14 protein-coding genes are annotated in these 21602 nt (G+C 66.0%); all 14 read left to right on the top strand.

From position 1 onward, the window contains the following. Positions 1 to 176: 176 nt before the first annotated feature. A complete protein-coding gene (locus M0D43_RS07485; RefSeq protein ID WP_252164140.1) occupies positions 177 to 7205 on the top strand; it encodes an ESPR-type extended signal peptide-containing protein in 7029 nt (2342 codons plus the stop codon). A gap of 221 nt (positions 7206 to 7426) precedes the next feature. Then, a complete protein-coding gene (locus tag M0D43_RS07480) occupies positions 7427 to 9310 on the top strand; it encodes a diffusible signal factor-regulated S8 family serine peptidase (RefSeq protein ID WP_252164139.1) in 1884 nt (627 codons plus the stop codon). A 129-nt stretch (positions 9311 to 9439) separates the two neighbouring features. Then, on the top strand, positions 9440 to 11167 hold the full coding sequence (gspE, locus tag M0D43_RS07475) for a type II secretion system ATPase GspE (RefSeq protein ID WP_252164138.1): 1728 nt from the start codon (positions 9440 to 9442) through the stop codon (positions 11165 to 11167). 169 nt (positions 11168 to 11336) lie between these two features. Continuing rightward, positions 11337 to 12554: a type II secretion system protein XpsF gene (xpsF, locus tag M0D43_RS07470; protein WP_260808069.1), complete on the top strand. Its 1218-nt coding sequence runs from the start codon at positions 11337 to 11339 to the stop codon at positions 12552 to 12554. A gap of 267 nt (positions 12555 to 12821) precedes the next feature. Beyond that, positions 12822 to 13253 (top strand): type II secretion system major pseudopilin GspG, encoded by a 432-nt coding sequence (gspG, locus tag M0D43_RS07465; protein WP_010367778.1) that lies wholly within the window; start codon positions 12822 to 12824, stop codon positions 13251 to 13253. A gap of 9 nt (positions 13254 to 13262) precedes the next feature. After that, positions 13263 to 13772, top strand: a complete 510-nt coding sequence (xpsH, locus tag M0D43_RS07460) for a type II secretion system protein XpsH (RefSeq protein ID WP_252164137.1) — start codon at positions 13263 to 13265, stop codon at positions 13770 to 13772. After that, positions 13769 to 14185, top strand: coding sequence for a type II secretion system protein XpsI (xpsI, locus tag M0D43_RS07455; RefSeq protein ID WP_252164136.1), 417 nt, complete (start codon positions 13769 to 13771; stop codon positions 14183 to 14185). Before xpsH ends, xpsI begins: the two co-directional genes overlap by 4 nt. Continuing rightward, entirely contained in the window at positions 14182 to 14817 is a 636-nt protein-coding gene (locus M0D43_RS07450) for a type II secretion system protein J (RefSeq protein WP_260808068.1), read from the top strand. Before xpsI ends, M0D43_RS07450 begins: the two co-directional genes overlap by 4 nt. Further along, positions 14814 to 15665 (top strand): type II secretion system minor pseudopilin, encoded by an 852-nt coding sequence (locus M0D43_RS07445; RefSeq protein ID WP_260808067.1) that lies wholly within the window; start codon positions 14814 to 14816, stop codon positions 15663 to 15665. Before M0D43_RS07450 ends, M0D43_RS07445 begins: the two co-directional genes overlap by 4 nt. Then, on the top strand, positions 15662 to 16783 hold the full coding sequence (locus tag M0D43_RS07440) for a PilN domain-containing protein (RefSeq protein ID WP_252164133.1): 1122 nt from the start codon (positions 15662 to 15664) through the stop codon (positions 16781 to 16783). The genes M0D43_RS07445 and M0D43_RS07440 overlap by 4 nt, the downstream gene beginning before the upstream one ends. Next, positions 16767 to 17420, top strand: coding sequence for a type II secretion system protein GspM (gspM, locus tag M0D43_RS07435; RefSeq protein WP_252164132.1), 654 nt, complete (start codon positions 16767 to 16769; stop codon positions 17418 to 17420). The genes M0D43_RS07440 and gspM overlap by 17 nt, the downstream gene beginning before the upstream one ends. Next, a complete protein-coding gene (gene xpsN, locus M0D43_RS07430; RefSeq protein WP_252164131.1) occupies positions 17410 to 18207 on the top strand; it encodes a type II secretion system protein XpsN in 798 nt (265 codons plus the stop codon). The genes gspM and xpsN overlap by 11 nt, the downstream gene beginning before the upstream one ends. Further along, positions 18204 to 20528, top strand: coding sequence for a type II secretion system secretin GspD (gene gspD, locus M0D43_RS07425; protein ID WP_260808066.1), 2325 nt, complete (start codon positions 18204 to 18206; stop codon positions 20526 to 20528). Before xpsN ends, gspD begins: the two co-directional genes overlap by 4 nt. Further along, the gene (locus tag M0D43_RS07420) at positions 20525 to 21364 is read left to right on the top strand and encodes a glycosyltransferase family 2 protein (RefSeq protein WP_252164129.1); all 840 of its coding nucleotides are present in this window, start codon (positions 20525 to 20527) and stop codon (positions 21362 to 21364) included. The genes gspD and M0D43_RS07420 overlap by 4 nt, the downstream gene beginning before the upstream one ends. Positions 21365 to 21602 lie beyond the last annotated feature (238 nt).

Raw genomic sequence — 21602 nt, 5'->3', positions numbered from 1 at the left:
CTTTGCTCAGTTCTATGGTTGGGTAGCGTTCACTTTTTGACTATCCAGGGAGCAGGCGCAAGTCGTCCCGCCGCAAGGCCCGTAGCGCGAATAACTGCGGTGAATCACAGGCTGGAACGCCTTTCGCTGCCTGGTGTTCGCCAAAACCAGTCCAACAACTCAGGAGTCGTGCGTCGATGAATCGGATTTATCGCAAGGTCTGGAACAAATCGCTTGGTGTGTGGGCCGTAGCCTCGGAACTGGCCAGCGGTGACAGCCCCGGAGCCGTTGCGTCAGCCTCGTTCATCGATCGCCGCCACCGCCTGGCACTGACCGCTGCCATCGCCCTGGCGGGTGGCGCCGGATTCGCCACGCCACTTCCCGCCAGTGCGCAATCGGTGGAAGTGGGGCGCGGCGCGTCGGCACCGGCCAGCAAGGCCACCGCCATCGGCGCCAATAGCCACGCCAGCGCAACCGGCGCCGTGGCCACCGGCGCCGACAGCAGCGCCGGTGGCGTCAACAGCAGTGCGATCGGCCGCCAGACCAATGCGATCGGCGAAAACGCCGTGGCGATCGGCTACAACAGTTTCGTGCGCCAGAGCGGCGAAAACGGCGTGGCGCTCGGTGCCAATGCCGGCGTGAGCGGCGCAAACTCGGTGGCGCTGGGCGCAGGCTCGCGCACCTACGAAGACGACGTGGTGTCGGTGGGCAGCGGCAATGGTCGCGGTGGCCCGGCGACGCGCCGCATCACCAACGTCACTGCCGGTGTCAACGCAAACGATGCGGTCAACGTGGCGCAGTTGCGTGACGTGGCCGATGTGGCTGAAAACACCGCGCTGTTCTTCAAGGCAACCCCGGGCGAAGACAGCGTGGGCGCCTATGTCGAAGGCGACAGCGCACTCGCTGCAGGCGACGGTGCCAATGCCGTCGGCACGGCGACCACGGCGCTGGGAACCGGCGCCAATGCGGTCGCCACCAACGCCACTGCGGTCGGCGCCAATGCGCTGGCATCCGGGCAGAACAGCGCAGCATTTGGTCACAACGCGCAGGCCAATGGCCCGGCCAGCGTGGCCGTGGGCGGCGCGGCGGTCAATGAAGACGGCCAGCCGCTGATCACCAACGGCGGTGTGCCGGTCACCACTGGTGCCACCAGCGCCGGCGTCGGCGGCACCGCGGTCGGCGCCAGCGCCAATGCAGATGGCTTTGCTGCATCGTCGTTCGGCGTGGGCGCATACGCAGCAGGCGCGCAGGCGTCTGCCTTCGGTGCGGTGGCCAATGCGGGAGGCGATTACGCCACTGCCGTCGGCACCCAAACCAGCGCCAGCGGCACCAGCAGCACCGCAGTCGGCGGCCCGGTCGATCTGATTCCCGGTCTGGGCTTCTTCGTGCAGACCCAGGCCAGTGGCGAAGCCTCCACCGCGCTGGGCGCCGGCGCGATTGCGTCGGGTACCTACACCACCGCGGTCGGCACGCTGAGCGAAGCCTCCGGCACCGAAGCCACCGCCGTGGGCTACTTCGCGTATGCACCGGGCGAAGGCGCAACCGCCGTGGGTCCGGAATCCTGGGCCAGCGGCGAACTGAGCACGGCGCTGGGGTATTACAGCACCGCCCGCGGCGCCAATTCGGTTGCCTTGGGCGCCAACTCGGTCGCCACGCGCGCCAATACCGTGTCGGTGGGCGCTGATGGCGCAGAGCGCCAGATCACCAATGTCGCTACCGGTACCGAAGGCACCGATGCGGTGAATCTCGACCAGCTCACCGCAGTGTCCGATGTTGCGTCCACCACTGCGCGCTCCTTCGTCGCCACCGGCGATGGTGCTGCGATCGCGCAAGGCGTCGACAGCGTGGCTGCTGGTTCCAACGCATTGGCCGACAGCGACTACAGCACCGCGCTGGGTTCGAGCAGCGCGGCATCTGCGCAGGGTGCAACTGCAGTTGGCAGCGGCGCCAATGCCACCACCGACAACGCCACGGCAGTCGGTTTCAACAGCACCGCAATCGCGGAAAACACCACGGCGCTCGGCGGCAACAGCAGCGCCTCGGGCGATGCCAGCACCGCCGTGGGCGTCACAAGCCAGGCCACTGCCAGCGGCGCGACGGCGCTGGGTTACGAGAGCATCGCCAACGGCGCGGATTCCACTGCGCTGGGCGTGGGTAGCGTGGCGTTCGGCGACACCAGCACCGCCGTGGGTGGTGCAAGCGTGTCGTTCGGTACCGACAGCGCTGCCTTCGGCGCCAACGCCGCCGCCGGTGGCACTGCATCCACCGCGATCGGCGCAAACAGCAGTGCCTTCGGTGAGCGCACCGTTGCGCTGGGCGGCGCCAGCACCGCGTCCGGCGACGACAGCATCGCGCTCGGCGCGAGCAGCCAGGCGTCCGCGCTGGGCACCACGGCGGTCGGCAGCAATGCCAACGCCAGTGTTGCCAATGCCACGGCAGTGGGGTTCAACAGCAATGCCGGCGACGACTACGCCACCGCACTCGGCGGCGACAGCAACGCATCGGGCTATTTCAGCACCGCCGTGGGCGGCACCAGCATCGCCAATGGCCGCGGTGCCACAGCGATCGGTTACGAAAGCATCGGCAATGGGACCGCATCGACCGCATTGGGCTTTGCCAGCGTGGCGTGGGGCAGCGGCGGCACCGCCATCGGTACCGAAAGTCTCGCCTACGGTGACGACAGCACGGCAGTGGGCGCGAACGCGGCTGCGGCCGATACCGGCTCGATTGCGGTGGGTACCTACGCAAATGCATTTGGTCCGCGTGCCATTTCGCTCGGAGGCCAATCCGATGCGACCGGCGATGAAAGCATCGCAGTGGGTTGGGGAGCGCAGGCTGACGGCGACCAGAGCATTGCGCTCGGCGCGGGCAGTCAAACCGCTGCGTACTCCACGGCCATCGGCGGCTACGCCAGCGCCAGTGCACCCTCTGCCACGGCAGTGGGGAACAACAGCCGTGCCGTTGATGACAACGCCACCGCGCTGGGTAGCGACAGCATGGCATCGGGATATTCCAGCACGGCCGTCGGCGGCTCCAGTGCCGCAAGTGGACGCGGAGCAACGGCGACGGGCTTTGGCAGTGTGGCGGGTGGGGATAGCGGCACCGCAATCGGTACCGAAAGTGTGGCCGATGGTTACTACAGCACGGCACTCGGCGCGAATGCGCAGGCAAGCAACTACTCGTCGGTTGCCCTGGGCACTTACGCCAATGCGGCGGGTACAAGCGCCACGTCGCTTGGCGGCCAATCCTATGCGCCCGGTACCGAGAGCGTCGCGTTGGGCTGGCAATCCAACGCCTCGGGTACGCGGAGCATCGGCCTCGGCAGCGGTGCGGTGGCATCTGCCGACGATAGCGTTGCGCTGGGTGCGGGTTCGGTCGCCGATCGCGCCAACACGGTGTCGGTGGGCGCGGCCGGTAGCGCGCGGCAGATTGCCAATGTTGCGGCCGGCACCGAGGGCACCGATGCGGTGAATCTGGACCAGCTCAACGCCGTCGCTGGCGCCGCTGAAAACACCGCGCGCCTGTTCGCCGGCACCGGCACCGGCACGGCCGATGCGCAGGGCGAGGACGCGACCGCCGCCGGCTCCAATGCCACGGCCGAAGGCGATTACAGCAGCGCGTTCGGGTCCAGCAGCCAAGCCACCGCGATCGGCGCTGTGGCCATCGGTAGCGGCGCCAGCGCCACCGCGCAATACGCCAATGCGGCCGGTTACAACGCAGCGGCCAGCGGCTTCGGCAGTGTGTCCAATGGCGCCTTCAGCCAGGCCAGCGGCGACTATGCCGTGGCCGTTGGGGGCGAAAGCGAAGCGGCCGGCGCGCAGAGCACCGCACTCGGCGCCGCCGCCGGCGCCTATGGCGATGGCTCGCTGGCGGTCGGTTCGCTGAGCGAAGCGCAGGGCAGCGAATCCACTGCCATGGGCTATTTCGCCAGCGCCAGCGGCGAATCGGCCACCGCCGTCGGCGCGGAGAGCGTCGCCAACGGCACCAGCGCCGCGGCGTTCGGCTTCGGTGCCGAAGCCACGTCCAATTACTCCACCGCCTTGGGTGGCTATTCCACCGCCAGCGGTTTCAACAGCACGGCGCTGGGGAATTTCAGCACTGCCAGCGGCTCCAACACCGTTGCCGTGGGCGGCGATGCAGCTGCTACCGGCGGCTACAGCGTTGCGGCCGGCCAGGGCAGTGTGGCCAGTGGCTACCACAGCGTCTCGGTTGGTGGTGCCTTGCTCGGTCTGTTGCCGACCGAAGCCTCCGGCGATTACTCCACTGCGGTCGGTGGCGCGGCCTGGGCACCGGGCCTCAACAGCACCGCGCTGGGCAACTTCGCTGAATCCACCGGCGAAGGCAGCGTGGCATTGGGTGCCGACTCGGTCGCCGATCGCGACTTCGCGGTGTCGGTGGGCAGTGCTGGTAACGAGCGTCAGATCACCAATGTTGCGGCCGGTACGCAGGGTACCGACGCGGTGAATCTGAATCAGCTCAACGCCGTTGCCGAAACCGCGCAAACCACCAGCAAGTACTTCAAGGCCAGTGGCAGTGCCGACAGCGATGCCGGTGCCTATGTCGAGGGCGATGACGCCCTGGCGGCAGGCGAGGGCGCCAATGCCACCGGTAACGGTGCCACCGCATTGGGTGCGGGCGCGCAAGCCGTGGTCGACAACGCCACTGCAGTAGGCGTCGGCGCAGTGGCTGGCGGTATCGGTGCGGCCGCGTTGGGCAGCAATGCCCAGGCATTGGGCGAAAACAGCAGCGCGGTCGGCAGCAACGCATTGGCCAGCGATATCGGCGCCACCGCACACGGTGCGGGTGCGCAGGCGATTTCGACCTACACCACCGCCCTCGGCAGCGAAGCGGTGGCCTCCGATAATCAGGCCATCGCTGCGGGTTTCCGCAGTACCGCATCCAATGTCGGTAGTGCCGCCTTCGGTGGCTACAGCGAATCCAGCGGTCGCTTGTCGTCGGCGCTGGGCTACGGCGCAGTGGCGTCGAGTGATTACAGCACCGCCGTCGGCGCCGTTGCGTTGGCCTCCGGTGCCAGCGCGGTTGCAGTTGGCGAATTCAGCGAAGCCACCGGCGATGAGAGTGTGGCCGTCGGCGGCAGCACGTTTTTCGGCTTCATTCCGGCACGGGCCTCCGGCACGGGTGCAGCGGCCTTCGGTGCCGGTGCCTGGGCCACTGCGGACTACGCTACCGCGATCGGCTGGAACTCCTATGCCGACGGCGTCAATGCCACTGCGTTGGGCCAGAGCGCAGCCGCGCTTGCCGACAACACGCTTGCATTGGGCGGCGGTAGCCGCGCCAATGCGGTGGGTGCCAGTGTGATCGGTGTGGATGCATCGGCCACCGGCATCAATAGCACCGGCGTCGGTCGTCAGGTCAACGTCATCGGCGAAAACGCGGTGTCGGTGGGCTACAACTCGTTCGTGCGCCAGAGCGCAGTTAACGGCGTGGCACTGGGTGCCAATGCCGGCGCGACCGGTGCTGATTCGGTGGCCTTGGGCTCGGGTTCGCGCACCTATGAAGCCGATACGGTGTCGATCGGCAGCGGCAATGGTCGCGGCGGCCCGGCGACGCGCCGCATCGTCAACGTCAGCGATGGCCTGGTGGCGACCGATGCGGTCAACAAGGGACAGCTGGATGCGGTATCGGCCGATGTGCAGAACACCACCAGCAAGTTCAAGACCACCGGCGACGCGGTAGCCACGGCGACCGGCGACCGCAGCACTGCGGCCGGCTCCGGCGCTGCTGCCACGGGTGCACGTAGCGTGGCGATTGCCTCCGGCAGCCGCGCGTCGGCCACTGGTGCAAGCGCGATGGGGGTGGACAGCAGCGCCAGCGGCGTGAACAGCACCGCGATGGGCCGGCAGACCAACGCCATCGGCGAAAACGGCGTTGCGCTGGGCTACAACTCCTTCGTGCGCGAAAGCGGCAGCAATTCCGTGGCGCTTGGTGCGAATGCCGGTGCCAGCGGTGCCGATTCGGTGGCACTGGGCTCGGGCTCGCGCACCTATGACGCCAATACGGTGTCGGTGGGTAGCGGCAACGGTCGCGGCGGCCCGGCCACGCGCCGCATCGTCAACGTCGGCACCGGCGCGATTGCCAGTGCCAGCACCGATGCGGTCAATGGCGGCCAGTTGTTCCAATCGTTGAGCAATGCAGCCAGCTTCCTCGGCGGCGGTGCGGCGATCGGCGCGCAAGGCGTGTTCGTGGCGCCGACGTATGTGATCCAGGGTGCCAGCTACAACAACGTTGGTGCCGCATTGACTGCGTTGGACAGCAAGGTCACCGAGCTGGATGCACGCAGTGGTGGCACTCCCGCCAACACCGCTGCACGCACCGCGTCGCTGCGCACCGCAACAGTGCCGGCAGTGGCGGCGACTGCGGTCAGCGATGTGTCCAGCAATGTCACAAGCACTGCGAGCGAGGCAACAGCCGCGGTGCAGGGCACACCCACTGCCGCTGGTGTCGGCAGCGTCACGCCGGCAGCCACGTCCACGGCGGTCGGTACCGCTGCGGTGGCGAATCACATTACCGGCACGGCAATCGGCGGCAGCGCATATGCGCATGGCCCCAACGACACCGCGATCGGCAGCAATGCACGCGTCAATGCCGATGGCAGCACTGCGGTGGGTGCCAATACGCAGATCGCGGCCGTGGCAACCAATGCCGTGGCGATGGGCGAAGGCGCGCAGGTCACCGCGGCTTCCGGTACCGCGATCGGCCAGGGCGCACGTGCCACTGCACAAGGTGCCGTCGCCTTGGGTCAGGGGTCGGTTGCAGATCGTGCCAACACGGTGTCGGTGGGCAGCGTCGGCGGCGAGCGTCAGGTAGCCAATGTGGCCGCCGGCACGCGTGCCACCGATGCGGTCAACAAGGGCCAGTTGGATAACGGCGTTGCTGCGGCCAACAGCTACACCGACAGCCGCTACAACGCGATGGCCGACAGCTTCGAAAGCTACCAGGGCGATATCGAAGATCGTCTGCGCCGACAGAACCGTCGTCTGGATCGCCAGGGCGCGATGAGCTCGGCGATGTTGAACATGTCCGCCAGCGTGGCGGGTATCGCGTCGCAGAACCGCATCGGTGCCGGTGTCGGCTTCCAGAACGGCGAGTCGGCACTGTCGGTGGGCTACCAACGTGCGATCAGCCCGCGCGCCACGGTCACCGTGGGCGGCGCGCTCAGTGGTGACGACCGCTCGGTCGGCGTGGGTGCCGGTTTCGGCTGGTAAGCGCGGTTGCATCAAACGCGGCGGCGCCAGGTGCGTCGTCGCGATCTGTAAGGCCTGAGGGGGCGGGCAAGGACCGTGGCTGGGCCGGCCAACGGATTCGCATGGAGTGATGGCCGTACCAGGGGTGGCCGACAAGGACGCCGTGAACCGCACCGCGGTACGCAGCGATTGCGCTGGCTGCTCCAAGCCTGATTCACGAAAAATACGAAGAGGACTTCACCGTGATCGACAAGAATTTCCGTCTCAACCCGCTGACCGGCGCCATCCTGATGATGGCCCTTGGTGCGTCTGGCACCCTTGCTGCTGCCCCAAAACTGCTGGTCAAGGAACCGACCCAGGCAGCTCCGGCCGGCGCAGCGTTCGGTAGCCGGTTGATCGTGCGTTACAAGGACAACGCCGCTGCTGCGACCGATCGCAGTAGCAAGCTGAGCGCCGTGCAGGCCGCTGTGGGCCGCGTTGGTGTCAGCACTGGCGCGCGCAGCAGCGCTGCCGCCGCCAAGGCGACGTATGTGCGCAAGCTGGGCATCGGCTCGGACCTGATCAAGCTGTCCAGCACGCTGAGCGCCGCGCAGGTGGACAAGGTGGTGATCGAACTGAAGAACGACCCGTCCGTGGCCGACGTGCAGATCGACCGCATGCTGCGCCCGATCGACATCAGCAAGAGCGTCCCCGCCACCGATGTGAGCCCGCAGCTGGTTCCCAACGACCCGTTGTACGCGCAGTACCAGTGGCATCTGAGCAACCCCAATGGCGGCATCAATGCGCCGGGTGCGTGGGATCTGTCGCAGGGTGCGGGCGTGGTGGTGGCGGTGCTGGACACCGGCATCCTGCCGGGCCACCCCGATTTCGCTGACAATATCCTGCAGGGCTATGACTTCATCACCGACGCCGAAGTCTCGCGTCGTCCCACCGATGCGCGCGTGCCGGGCGCACTCGATTACGGCGACTGGGAAGAGGCCGACAACGTCTGCTATACCGGCTCGGTGGCGCAGGAGAGCTCCTGGCACGGTACCCATGTCTCGGGAACCGTGGCTGAAGCGACCAATAATGGTGTGGGCATGGCTGGCGTGGCGCCGAAGGCGACCATCCTGCCGGTACGCGTGCTCGGGCGTTGCGGCGGTTACACCTCCGACATCGCCGATGCGATCGTGTGGGCTTCCGGCGGCACCGTCGAAGGCGTGCCGACCAACACCAACCCGGCTGAAGTGATCAACATGAGCCTGGGCGGCGGCGGCGCCTGCGATTCGGCCACCCAGCTGGCGATCAATGGCGCCGTGTCGCGCGGCACCACCGTGGTGGTGGCGGCCGGCAACAGTGGCGAAGATGCGGCCAACCACTCGCCGGCCAGCTGCAACAACACCATCACCGTTGGCGCCACGCGCATCACCGGCGGCATCACCTATTACTCCAACTACGGCAGCAAGGTGGACGTGTCCGGCCCCGGCGGCGGCGGCAGCGTGGACGGCAACCCGGGCGGTTACATCTGGCAGGCCGGCTACACCGGTGCGACCACGCCGACCTCAGGTAGCTATACCTATATGGGTCTAGGCGGCACCTCGATGGCCTCGCCGCATGTGGCTGGCGTCGTTGCGCTGGTGCAAAGCGCTGCAATCGGCCTGGGCGACGGCCCGCTGACCCCGGCTGCGGTCGAAGCGCTGCTCAAGCAGACCAGCCGCCGCTTCCCGGTGACCCCGCCGGCCAGCACCCCGATCGGCAGCGGCATCGTCGATGCCAAGGCCGCGCTGGAAGCGGTGTTGGAAGAGCCATGCGACCCGGCCACCGAGAGCTGCGCACCCAGCGCCATCGAACTGACCAACAAGGCACCGGTTGCCGGATTGAGCGGCGCCGCCGGCAGCTCCACGCTGTACAGCTTCGAAGCCAAGGCCGGTGCTGTGCTCAGCTTCATGACCTACGGCGGCACCGGCGATGTGTCGATGTACGTCAGCTACGCGGCCGAGCCCAGCGCGACCAGCTACGACGCCAAGTCGACCCGTCCGGGCAATAGCGAAACCGTGCGTTTCACTGCACCCAAGGCCGGCACTTACTACATCAAGTTGGTCGGCGCGGCGAGCTACGCGAAGCTGACGCTCGTTGCACGACAGTAAGTAGCGAAATAGTGTGACCGATGCCCCCGGCCAATGACCGGGGGCATTGCTTTTCAGGGCGATTCAGATGCGTGCGGTTGATCGTCGCGGCAAACTGCTACAGTCGGCGCCGGACCAGTGGAGACGAGTGTGAACGCGGTTGCCGTCGATCCTATCGAGCATCGAAGTGCGGAAATGCGCATCGTCGATGCGCTGCTTGAACGCCGTCGTCTGAAAGACACCGATCTGCTGCGCGCGCGCCAATTGCAGACCGAATCCGGCATGGGCCTGCTCACGCTGCTCGGCCGCCTGGGTCTGGTGTCCGAACGCGATCACGCAGAGACCTGCGCCGAGGTGCTCGGCCTGCCGTTGGTGGATGCACGCCAACTCGGCGATACACCGCCGGAAATGCTGCCCGAAGTGCAGGGCTTGTCGTTGCGCTTCCTCAAACAATTTCATCTCTGCCCGGTCGGCGAACGCGATGGCCGGCTGGAGCTGTGGATCGCCGACCCTTACGACGATTACGCCATTGATGCGGTGCGTCTTGCCACTGGCTGCACCCTGCTGTTGCAGGTTGGCTTGCGTTCGGAAATCGACGATCTGATCGAGCGCTGGTACGGCCAGGGCCGCAGCGCGATGGGCACCATCGTCGAAACCGCCGATGGCGATGCCAATAGCAGCGACGACATCGAAGCGCTGCGCGACCTGGCGTCCGAAGCGCCGGTGATCCGGCTGGTGAATCTGGTCATCCAGCACGCGGTGGAGCTGCGTGCCTCCGACATCCATATCGAACCGTTCGAAAGCCGGCTCAAGGTGCGTTACCGCGTCGACGGCGTGCTGGTGGAAGGCGAAAGCCCGCCGGCCAAGCTCACTGCTGCAGTGATCAGTCGCATCAAGATCATGGCCAAGCTCAACATCGCCGAACGCCGCCTGCCGCAGGACGGCCGCATCATGCTGCGCGTGCAGGGCAAGGAGCTGGATCTGCGCGTCAGCACCGTGCCTACCGCGCATGGCGAAAGCGTGGTGATGCGTCTGCTCGATCGCGAAACGGTGGTGTTCGACTTCTACAAGCTCGGCTTTACCGAAGACTTCCTGCCGCAGTTTCGCAAGGTGCTGGAGCAACCGCACGGCATCATGCTGGTCACCGGCCCCACCGGCTCGGGCAAGACCACCACGCTCTATACGGCGTTGAGCCAGCTCAACACCTCCGACGTGAAAATCATCACCGTCGAAGACCCGGTGGAATACCAGATCGAAGGCATCAACCAGATTCAGGCAAAGCCGCAGATCGGGCTGGATTTCGCCAACGCATTGCGCAGCATCGTGCGTCAGGACCCGGACATCATCATGATCGGCGAAATGCGCGATCTGGAAACCGCGCGCATCGCGATCCAGTCCGCGCTCACTGGTCACTTGGTGCTATCCACGCTGCACACCAATAACGCGGCTGGCGGCATCACCCGCCTGCTCGACATGGGCGTGGAGGACTATCTGCTCACCTCCACCATCAACGGCATCCTGGCGCAACGGCTGGTACGCAAACTCGATCTGGCCAACGCCGAACGCTATGCCGCATCGCCCGAAGAGATCGAACGCTTCAATCTGCGCCGTCTGCAGCCCGAGGGCGAGATCTTCCTGTATCGGCCGCGTCCCTCGGCCACCGCACCCACCGGTTATCTCGGCCGCACCACCATCGTCGAATTCCTGGTGATGAACGACGAATTGCGGCGCGCGGTGATGCGCCGCGCCGGCATGGGCGAGATCGAACAACTGGCGCGCAAGGCCGGCATGCGCACCATGTACGAGGATGGGTTGTCCAAGGCCCTGCGCGGCGAAACCACCATCGAAGAAGTCCTGCGCGTTACGGAGGATGCGTGATCAGTGAGGTGCCGGGACCAGTTTCCCTGAGACGCGGAAACGGGCACGGCAACAGCGTCGCTGCAGCCGTTTCCTGCGCGAACCGACGCGCTGCCAACGCGCAGTCCGGCGCGAAGCCGCGGTTGCCGAATCTCCCATCCCGATTCCCCAATCCCAGCTCGCAGGCCTGATGCCTCTCTACCGCTACAAAGCCCTGGACGCTCACGGCGACATGCTCGACGGCCAGATGGAAGCGGCCAGCGACGCCGAGGTGGCGCTGCGTCTGCAGGAGCAGGGCCATCTGCCGGTGGAAACGCGCCTGGCCACCGGCGAAAACGATTCGCCCTCGTTGCGCATGCTGCTGCGCAAGAAGCCATTCGACAATGCGGCGCTGGTGCAATTTACCCAGCAGCTGGCCACCCTGATCGGAGCCGGCCAACCGCTGGATCGCGCGCTGTCGATTCTGATGGATTTGCCTGAAGACGAAAAAAGCCGGCGGGTGATCGGCGATGTGCGCGATACCGTGCGTGGTGGTGCGCCGTTGTCGTCTGCACTTGAGCGCCAGCACGGGCTGTTTTCCAAGCTGTACATCAACATGGTGCGCGCAGGCGAAGCCGGCGGGAGCATGCAAGACACGCTGCAACGGCTGGCCGATTATCTGGAGCGCAGCCGTGCACTCAGGGGCAAGGTGATCAATGCGTTGATCTACCCGGCGATCCTGCTGGCGGTGGTGGGCTGCGCGCTGCTGTTCCTGCTGGGCTACGTGGTGCCGCAGTTTGCGCAGATGTACGAAAGCCTGGATGTGGCGCTGCCGTGGTTTACCCAGGCCGTATTGAGCGTGGGCCTGCTGGTGCGCGACTGGTGGCTGGTGTTGATCGTGGTGCCGGGCGTGCTCGGGCTGTGGCTGGATCGCAAGCGGCGCAACGCCGCATTCCGTGCGTCGCTGGACGAGTGGTTGCTGCGCCAGAAAGTGGTCGGCAGCCTGATCGCGCGGCTGGAAACCGCACGCCTGACACGCACGTTGGGCACCTTGCTGCGCAATGGCGTGCCGCTGCTGGCGGCGATCGGCATCGCGCGTAACGTGATGTCCAATCTGGCATTGGTGGAGGATGTCGCCAACGCTGCCGACGACGTCAAGAACGGGCATGGCCTGTCGATGTCACTGGCACGCGGCAAGCGTTTTCCCCGACTGGCGCTGCAGATGATTCAGGTGGGCGAAGAATCCGGCGCACTGGATACGATGCTGCTCAAGACCGCCGACACCTTCGAGCTGGAAACCGCGCAGGCCATCGACCGCGCACTGGCCGCGCTGGTGCCGTTCATCACGCTGGTGCTGGCCTCGGTGGTGGGGCTTGTCATCATTTCGGTACTCGTCCCGTTGTATGACCTCACCAATGCAATCGGCTGAGAGCGGAGGTCGGTGCAACGGTGCAGCCATCAGGCGAGCGCAGCCGATGCTCGGAATCGGCCTGGACCGCTCGTACACTGCACATCCTGCACGCGTGCTGGGTCCAATGACCAAGCGCGCGCAGCGCTATGCCAGTCGTCTTGACCGGGTAGCGTATTCACAACAACGTTCCGGTAACCGCACGACACCCATGCGGGAACCATTGCAATGCCCGCCGTGTCATCTGTTGGCGGCAGCATCCTTCATCGACGTGCAAGGAAATCGTTCATGATCAAGCGTTCCATTACCCGCAGTCCGTCGCGCGCAGGCCAGGCCGGCATGAGCTTGCTGGAAATCATCATCGTCATCGTGCTGATCGGTGCGGTGCTCACGCTGGTTGGCAGTCGCGTGCTCGGCGGTGCCGATCGCGGCAAGGCCAATCTTGCCAAATCGCAGATCCAGACGCTGGCCGGCAAGATCGAGAATTTTCAGCTCGACACCGGCAAGTTGCCGAGCAAGCTCGATGATCTGGTGACCCAGCCCGGCGACAGCAGTGGTTGGTTGGGTCCATACGCCAAGCCGGCCGAACTCAACGACCCATGGGGCCACACCATCGAATACCGCGTGCCCGGCGACGGTCAGCCGTTCGATCTGATGAGCCTGGGCAAAGACGGCAAGCCCGGCGGCAGCAGTTACGACGCGGACATCAAGTACCAATAAGTCCTCGCCATGCGCGTTGCGTGTCAGCCGTTGCGTCATCTGCATGGAGTGGTCGGCCCTGGTCGGGCACGCACGCGTGGTACCTCGTTGTTGGAGATGCTCCTGGTCATCGCATTGATCGCAATGGCCGGTGTGCTCGCCGCCGCGGCATTGAACGGCGGCATCGATGGCATGCGCCTGCGCACTGCCGGCAAGGCGATCGCCTCGCAGCTGCGCTATACGCGCACCCAGGCCATTGCCACCGGCACGCCGCAGCGGTTTTTGATCGATCCGCAGCAGCGTCGCTGGGAAGCGCCTGGCGGCCATCATGGCGATCTGCCGCCGTCGCTGGAGGTCCGCTTCACCGGCGCGCGCCAGGTGCAATCGCGGCAGGATCAGGGTGCGATCCAGTTTTTCCCGGATGGCGCATCTACCGGCGGGCGCATCGATTTGCAGGTCAAGGACGCCAGATGGCGCGTAGACGTGGGCTGGATCACCGGTGAGGTGCGTTCGGGCCCCTTGCGGACGCCATCGCCATGAAGCGTCAGCGCGGTTACACCTTGATCGAAGTGATCGTCGCCTTCGCCTTGCTGGCATTGGCATTGAGCCTGTTGCTTGGGTCGTTGTCCGGCGCCGCACGCCAGGTGCGCGCTGCCGATGAAAGCACGCGTGCCACACTGCACGCGCAATCGCTGCTGGCGGTGCAAGGTATCGAAAAGCCGCTGGAGCCCGGGCAGCAACAAGGCGCCTTCGAGAACGGCCACTTTCGCTGGTCGATGGAGGTGCGCCCCTACGACGAACCGCGGCGCAACCCGCAGGCGCCGATGTCGCCCGGTGCGCATCGTCTGCTGCAACTGACCCTGGTGGTGCGTTGGGGTGAGCAGCCCAATCAGATGCTGCAATGGCGTACGTTGCGCTTGGTGGCGGCCAATACGCAGGGTAGCCCGCCATGAGCCGTTCGCGCAGCACGGGCTTCACGTTGATCGAAGTGCTGCTGGCCACGATGTTGTTGGTCGGGGGACTGGCGTTGGCGTTTGCCACCTTGCGTTCGGCCAGTGCGGTGAGTCAGCGCGGCGAAGCGATCGCACAACGCAGCGAGCGCGTGCGTGCAGTGGAAGAATTCCTGCGGCGGCGCTTGGCCGCGGCATTGCCGATCGCCATGGGCATCGATACGCAAAGCCAGCAGCCGATCCTGTTCATCGGCGAGCCGCAACGCCTGCGCTTTGCCGCAGACGTGCCGGATTATCTGGGCCGTGGCGGGCCATATCTGCACGACCTGTCGGTGGCCGGCGAGGGCGATCAGCGCAACCTGCTGATCGCCTTGACCATGCTGCAATCGGGCAAGTCGATCGAAGAGAGCACTCCGCTGCGGCCGGAAACACTTGCCGAAGGCGTGCAGCAGGTGAGTTTTCGTTATCGCGGCATGGATCCGCAAACCGGCCGGCTGAGCAAGTGGCTGCCGCAGTGGGAATGGCACGACCGCCTGCCGCTGATGGTGCGCATCGAGATCCGCAGTGACGATGCCGCATGGCCGCCGATGGTGGTGGCGTTGCCGCAATCCAGCAACCCGGGTGCAGGGCAATGATCCGCTCGCGCGGCGCCGCGCTGGTGCTGGTGTTGTGGTTGATCGCATTGCTCACCGCGATGATCGGTGCGTTCGCGCTCACTGCACGTGTGGAGGCGTTGCAGGGCAGCATGCTACGCAACGGTGCGCAGGCGCAGGAATACGCGCGTTCTGGCCTGGAATACGCATTGTTTCGCTTGCAAGACGCTGACAGCCAGGCACGCTGGCGTCCGGACGGCCGGCGCTATCGCTGGCAAATGGACGATGTCAGCGTGGAGATTCGTATTACCGATGAAAGCGGCAAGGTGGATCTGAACATGGCCGAGCCCAGCTTGCTGGCCGGTCTGGTGCGTGCAGTGGGTGGCGACCAGGCCAGTGCCACGCGCATCGCCGGTGCCATTGTCGATTGGCGCGATACCGATTCATTGAGCCAGCCGGGCGGTGGCGCGGAAGATCGCGATTACGCCGATGCCGGTCTGCCGTATGGCGCAAAAGACAGCCCATTCGAAACGCTGGGCGAACTGCGCCTGGTGCTGGGCATCGATGGCGAGCTGTATCGCAAGCTATTGCCTAACGTCACGCTGTACAGCGGTCGTTCGCGGCCTGAAGCGCGTTTTGCGCCCGCTCCGGTGCTCACCGCGATGGGGCTGGATGCGCAGCAACTACTGGCCCAGCGTGACGCGCCGCTGGGTTTGCCGGGCAGCGAGGCGACGGTCGGTGGCTCGGGCACTTATAGTATCGAGAGCCGGGCGCGACTGCGTCAGGGACGCGAGGCCGTGTTGCGGGCGGTGGTGTCGACCAGCGCGTCTGCATTACCAGGGTCGGCCTATACCGTGTTGCGTTGGGAAGAGGGAGCAGCAGTGCAATGACCGCATGGCGGGATACCTTGGGTCGTATCGGCGTACGCGCCATGCCGGGAGCCGGAGGCGTCTGGCGTTGGTGGCAGCAATCGCTGCTTGCCTGGCTGCCGCAGCGCTGGCAATGGCAGCTGGGTCTGTCGCAGGCACGCCTGTTGTTGCAGCAGGACGGCGGTGCGCTGCAGTTGCTGCGCCAGCGCGACCAGAGCTGCGACAGCGTCGCCAGCCTGCCGTGGCCGGTCCATCCGCAGGAAGTGAATAGCTTGCTGCCGACTGCGCTGGAAGGCCTGCCGCGGCATTGGCTGTTGCCTGCCGCCCATGCGCTACGTCGACCATTGCGCCTGCCCGCAGCGGCAGCAGCGCGCTTGCAGGATGTGGCGCGTTTCGAGATCGATCGGCAGACCCCGTTCACCGCCGACCAGGTGTATTTCGATGCGCGTGTGCTCGACGTGCGCGAAGACGGCCAGCTCGATGCCGAACTGGTGGTGGTGCCGCGCCGCATGATCGATGGCCCGGCCGGCGTGCCGGACGCATGGAATAGCGCGCTGTCGGGCATCGATGTGGCCGACGCCAACGGTTTGCCGCTGGGTGTGAATCTGCTGCCGCCGGCGCGCCGCCTGCGCCGCAGCGACCCGATGCAGCGCTGGAATCTGTTACTCGCCGCCGCGGCGCTGGTGTTGCTGGCCGTGGCCGGCTGGCTGCTGCTCGACAATCGCCGGCAGGCTGCCGACGATCTGCGTGCCAAGGTGCAGGCCAATGCTGCGCGCGCACGCCAGGTGGCTGCCGAACGCCAGCAATTGATGGACTTGGTCGAAGGCGCACGGTTCTTCCAGCAGCAACGCGCGACCCGCCCGACCTCGGTGGAGATCTGGGACGAATTGAGTCGGCGTTTGCCCGGTGGCACCTATCTGGAAAAATTCTCGGTCGAAGGCGGGCAATTGCAGTTGATCGGATTGAGCAACGAAGCCTCGTCGCTGGTGCGTCGTCTGGAAGGCTCGCCGCTGTGGCGTACGCCGTCGCTGACCGGCGTGCTGCAGAGCGATGCCGGGCGCAATGTCGACCGCTTCACCATCACCGCCGAGCTTGCCGGCCCCGATGCGAAGGAGGCCGGCGATGCCACGCAGCGTTAAGCGCGATCGTTGGATCGCTTTGGGCCTGCTGTTGCTGGTGATCGGCGTGGCGTATCTGGTGTTGGTGCACCCGTGGTTCACCCAACCGATGATCGCGGTGCAGGACGACCTGCAAGCGTTGCGCGAGCGCGAACTGCGTGTGCGCGTGCAATTGCAGCAGGCACCGGAAGTCAGCAAGCGGCTGCGGCAGGCGCGTCAGACGCTGGAAAGCCGGCCGGGCTTCTTGCCGGAAACCTCGGCCGAACTCGCCTCCGCCGGGCTGGTGCAGCGGCTGGAGCGGGCGGTGGTGGAAGCCAGCCCCGGCAACCGCAGCTGCGCCATCAGCAACCGTTCGCCGCTGCAGCCGGAGAGCAAGAACCGGTTCACCCGCGTGGCGGTGCAGGTGCGTTTGCGCTGCGGCACGCCGGAACTGGCTTCTGTGCTGTACAGCCTGGAAAACGGCACGCCGCGATTGTTCGTGGACAACCTCAACGTGATGGCACAGCGCTACCAGCTTTCGCCCAACGAAAGCGGCAACGGTCTGGATATCGCCTTCGAATTGGCCGGTTATCTGCGCCCTGGCGCCAATGCCGCGCCACTGAACAACGAAGCCGCACCTGCCGCTCCCAACGCCGCGGAGGCCAGCAATGCGCCTTGACATGATCGGCCTGCGTACCTGGTTGCTGGCCACCGTGGTCGGGTGGGCACTGCTGGTGTGCGTGCTGGCCGTCGCCGGCCTGGGCAAGCGCGTGGAGCTGCTGCCTGACGACCCTGCGCTGGTGCAGCGGCTGCCGACGCTGCCGGCACCGGCACCGGAGCGCCTGGGTGCGTTCGAAAAATATTCGGAAATCGCCGCACATCCCGCATTCGCCGAAGACCGCCTGCCGCATCCGTTCTTCCTGTCCGGCAACGACGGCAGCAACGCCGCTTCGACGGTGCGCCTGACCGGCGTGCTGCTCACCGATACCTTCAAGATGGCGACGTTGACCCTGGAACCGCAGGATTCGGTGCGCGTGCAACTGGGCGGTGATGCGGTCAAGGGCTGGCGCCTGCTCGCCTTGCAGCCGCGTAGCGCGACGATCGAAGGTCCCAGCGGTACGCAAACGCTGGAATTGCATGTGTTCAACGGCCAGGGCGGGCAGCCGCCCACCGCCAATGCCGCTGCACGTGGTGCTGCCACGGCGGCCCCGCCGGTGCCGTCTCCCGACGCTGCGGCGGTTGCCACGCCGCAGCCGCCGCAACAACAACCGCAACCCGTGACGCCTGTGCAACAGCCTGGCGGGCAGGCACCGCCGACGGTGCCGCCGCAGCGCAGCGATGGCGCGCAGGAAGCCCCACGCCCCTCCGACGATCAGATGCGTGCCATCCGCGAACGTATCGAAGCCCGACGCCGCCAGCTGCAACAGCAGCGCCAGAGCGGCTCTACCCCCGGTCAGACCCAATGAGTGAACGCATGACGCCGCGCCTGTTCCCCGTGTCCCTGCTGATTGGCCTGCTGGCCGGTTGCGCCACCACTCCGCCGCCGGACGTGCGCCGCGACGCGCGCCTGGATCCACACGTCGGCGCTGCCGGCGCTACCCAAACTACCGCCGAGCAGAGTGCCGACGGCAATGGCAATGGCAACGCCAGCGCCAGCGCCAAGCCCAGCCCGGTGATCCGGCGCGGCAGCGGCACCATGATCAACCAGAGCGCTGCGTCCGCGCCGGCGCCCACGCTAGGCATGGCCAGCAGCGGCAGCGCCACCTTCAATTTCGAAGGCGAGTCGGTGCAGGCGGTGGTCAAGGCCATCCTGGGCGACATGCTCGGCCAGAACTACGTCATCGCCCCGGGCGTGCAGGGCACCGTGACCCTGGCCACGCCCAACCCGGTCTCTCCGGCGCAGGCCTTGAACCTGCTGGAAATGGTGCTGGGTTGGAACAACGCCCGCATGGTGTTCAGCGGTGGCCGCTACAACATCGTGCCGGCCGATCAGGCGCTGGCCGGCACGGTCGCACCCAGCACCGCATCGCCGTCGTCGGCCCGCGGTTTCGAAGTGCGCGTGGTGCCGTTGAAGTTCATCTCCGCCAGCGAAATGAAGAAGGTGCTGGAGCCGTACGCGCGCCCGAATGCCATCGTCGGCACCGACCCGGCGCGCAACGTGATCACCCTGGGCGGTACCCGCGCCGAACTGGAAAACTACCTGCGCACCGTGCAGATCTTCGACGTGGACTGGTTGTCGGGCATGTCGGTCGGTGTGTTCCCGATCCAGTCCGGCAAGGCCGAAAAAGTCTCCGCCGATCTGGAAAAAGTGTTCGGCGAGCAGAGCAAGACGCCCAGTGCCGGCATGTTCCGTTTCATGCCGCTGGAAAACGCCAATGCGGTCCTGGTAATCACCCCCCAACCGCGTTATCTGGATCAGATCCAGCAGTGGCTGGATCGCATCGACAGTGCCGGCGGCGGCGTGCGGCTGTTTTCGTACGAGTTGAAGTACATCAAGGCCAAGGACCTGGCCGATCGTCTTTCGGAAGTGTTCGGTGGCCGCAGCAACGGTGGCGATTCCAATGCGTCGCTGGCGCCGGGTTCGGAAACCAGCGTGCTTGGCGGCGCGCTCGGCAATCGCGACAGCAGCATGGGCGGCAGCACCGGCATGACCGGCGGCAGCATCGGCGACAGCGGCGATGGCAGTTCGTCGGGCAGCAGTTTCGGCACCAGCGGTAGCAGCAGTGGTAGTTTGGGGAACGGCAGCCTGCAGCTGTCGCCGCGCAGCAATGGCAACGGCGCGGTGACGCTGGAAGTATCCGGCGACAAGGTCGGCGTGTCTGCGGTGGCCGAGACCAATACCTTGCTGGTGCGCTCCACGCCGCAGGCATGGAGCTCGATCCGCGACGTGATCGAAAAGCTCGACGTGATGCCGATGCAGGTGCATATCGAAGCGCAGGTGGCCGAGGTGAATTTGACTGGTGCGCTGAGTTATGGCGTCAACTGGTATTTCGAGAATTCGGTCAATGCCGCTGCGGACTCCGCTACCAACGGCACTGGGATCGGCGTCGGCGCAGGATTGGCCAGCGCTGCGGGGCGCAACATCTGGGGAGACATCGCCGGTAAGGTCACCGATCTCGGAGGCGCGCAGTGGTCGTTTCTGGGGAAAAACGCCGCCGCGATCATCAACGCACTCGATAAAGTGACCGATGTGCATCTGTTGCAGACCCCGTCGGTGTTCGTGCGTAACAATGCCGAGGCCACGCTCAACGTGGGTTCGCGCATCGCCATCAACTCCACCTCGATCAATACCGGCATCGGCGTCGACAGCAGCTATTCGTCGGTGCAGTACATCGATACCGGTGTGATCCTCAAGGTGCGCCCGCGCGTCACCAAGGACGGCATGGTGTTCCTGGATATCGTGCAGGAGGTCAGCAGCCCAGGCGACCGGCCGACTGCTTGTCAGTCCGCCACGGCGACCATCAATGCGGCTGCTTGCAACGTCGACATCAACACCCGCCGGGTCAAGACCGAGGCCGCCGTGCAGAGCGGCGACACCATTATGCTGGCCGGCTTGATCGATGACAGCACCACCAATGGGAGCAGTGGCGTGCCTTTCCTGAGCAAGTTGCCGGTGGTCGGTGCGCTGTTCGGTTCCAAGAGTCGTACCAGCAACCGCCGCGAAGTCATCGTGCTGATCACCCCGTCGATCGTGCGCAACCCGCAGGAAGCGCGCAATCTCACCGACGAATACGGTCAGAAGTTCAAGGCCATGGAGCCGCTGAAACCCAGCCAGAAGCCGCAATGAGTGCAGCACTGCCCGTCGTGCTGGTGCCGGTCGGCACCGACGACGAGGCTCTGGATGCCTGTCTGGGTGCGCTGGATGCCGCCACGCCCGCCGGTACGCGGGTATGGCTGGCCGATGATGCGCAAGCTGGCCCGCGTGGGCGCGCGGTGATCGAGCACTGGCTGGTACGCACGCAACTGCAGGCGCATCACACCCGTCGCCAGCGCATGCTGGGCGAGGTCGCGCATCTGGACGAAATGCTCAGCGCTTGCGGCGATGCCGACGTGGTGGTGCTCGGAGTGGATGCCCGCCCGTTGCCTGGGTGGTTGCAGCAACTGACCGCATGTTTTGCACGTGACGCCGCGATCGCCACGGCCACACCATGGAGCAATGTGGGTGAAGCCTGCAGCTGGCCGCGGTTGGGCGAACTCAACCCGATACCGGATGCACCCGAGCGGCTCGCGGCTGCCTGCGCTGCGATGCCGCCGTTGCATTCGGAACTGCCGTCGGCGATCGGGCACGCGGTACTGTTGCGTGGCACCGCGCGGCGCAAGGCTGGCGGCCTGGATGTCAGCAGTTACGGCTCGTGGTACGCGGCACTGGTGGACTTGAGCCTGCGCATGGGCGGGCTGGGCTGGCGCAATGTGTTGTGCGACACCGCCTTCGTTGCCTCTCCGCACGAGGGCCGACCGGTCGACGGCGACATGGATGCCTTGGCCACCCGCTGGCCGGCCTGGCATGCGCGCCTGGCCAACTTTCTGATGCACGACCCGCTGCGCGCGCAGCGTGACCAGTTGACTCAACGTCTGGCCGATCTTCCGCCACCGGACCCGCAACGCGCCCTGTTCGACGCCTAAAGCAGCTCACAAAACAACTGCAGTTATCGCCGAAGGTTCGCTGCCGGTACTCGGCGCCGCATGGATGACCGGTGCGCTCTGTTCCGAGCAATCCCTATCGACAGTTTCGCAATGCGACAGTTCGCAATACGCTGTCGGCTACGTCGAGGCCGCAATAAAGCCGCAAAAAACCGCGCAGCGGCGCGCTGTTCAACGAATCCTGATTCCCCAATCCCCAATCCCCAATCCCCAATCCCCA

This window comes from Xanthomonas prunicola, from assembly GCF_025266575.1.
Classification (GTDB): domain Bacteria; phylum Pseudomonadota; class Gammaproteobacteria; order Xanthomonadales; family Xanthomonadaceae; genus Xanthomonas; species Xanthomonas prunicola.
This window is presented reverse-complemented; position numbering and strand designations above follow the sequence as displayed.

Bases quoted from the DNA above. Each gene is read 5' to 3' on its own strand.
- M0D43_RS07485 (WP_252164140.1), top strand. From the start codon at position 177: ATGAATCGGATTTATCGCAAGGTCTGGAACAAATCGCTTGGTGTGTGG.
- xpsF (WP_260808069.1), top strand. From the start codon at position 11,337: ATGCCTCTCTACCGCTACAAAGCCCTGGACGCTCACGGCGACATGCTC.
- gspG (WP_010367778.1), top strand. From the start codon at position 12,822: ATGATCAAGCGTTCCATTACCCGCAGTCCGTCGCGCGCAGGCCAGGCC.
- xpsH (WP_252164137.1), top strand. From the start codon at position 13,263: ATGCGCGTTGCGTGTCAGCCGTTGCGTCATCTGCATGGAGTGGTCGGC.
- xpsI (WP_252164136.1), top strand. From the start codon at position 13,769: ATGAAGCGTCAGCGCGGTTACACCTTGATCGAAGTGATCGTCGCCTTC.
- M0D43_RS07450 (WP_260808068.1), top strand. From the start codon at position 14,182: ATGAGCCGTTCGCGCAGCACGGGCTTCACGTTGATCGAAGTGCTGCTG.
- M0D43_RS07445 (WP_260808067.1), top strand. From the start codon at position 14,814: ATGATCCGCTCGCGCGGCGCCGCGCTGGTGCTGGTGTTGTGGTTGATC.
- M0D43_RS07440 (WP_252164133.1), top strand. From the start codon at position 15,662: ATGACCGCATGGCGGGATACCTTGGGTCGTATCGGCGTACGCGCCATG.
- gspM (WP_252164132.1), top strand. From the start codon at position 16,767: ATGCCACGCAGCGTTAAGCGCGATCGTTGGATCGCTTTGGGCCTGCTG.
- xpsN (WP_252164131.1), top strand. From the start codon at position 17,410: ATGCGCCTTGACATGATCGGCCTGCGTACCTGGTTGCTGGCCACCGTG.
- gspD (WP_260808066.1), top strand. From the start codon at position 18,204: ATGAGTGAACGCATGACGCCGCGCCTGTTCCCCGTGTCCCTGCTGATT.
- M0D43_RS07420 (WP_252164129.1), top strand. From the start codon at position 20,525: ATGAGTGCAGCACTGCCCGTCGTGCTGGTGCCGGTCGGCACCGACGAC.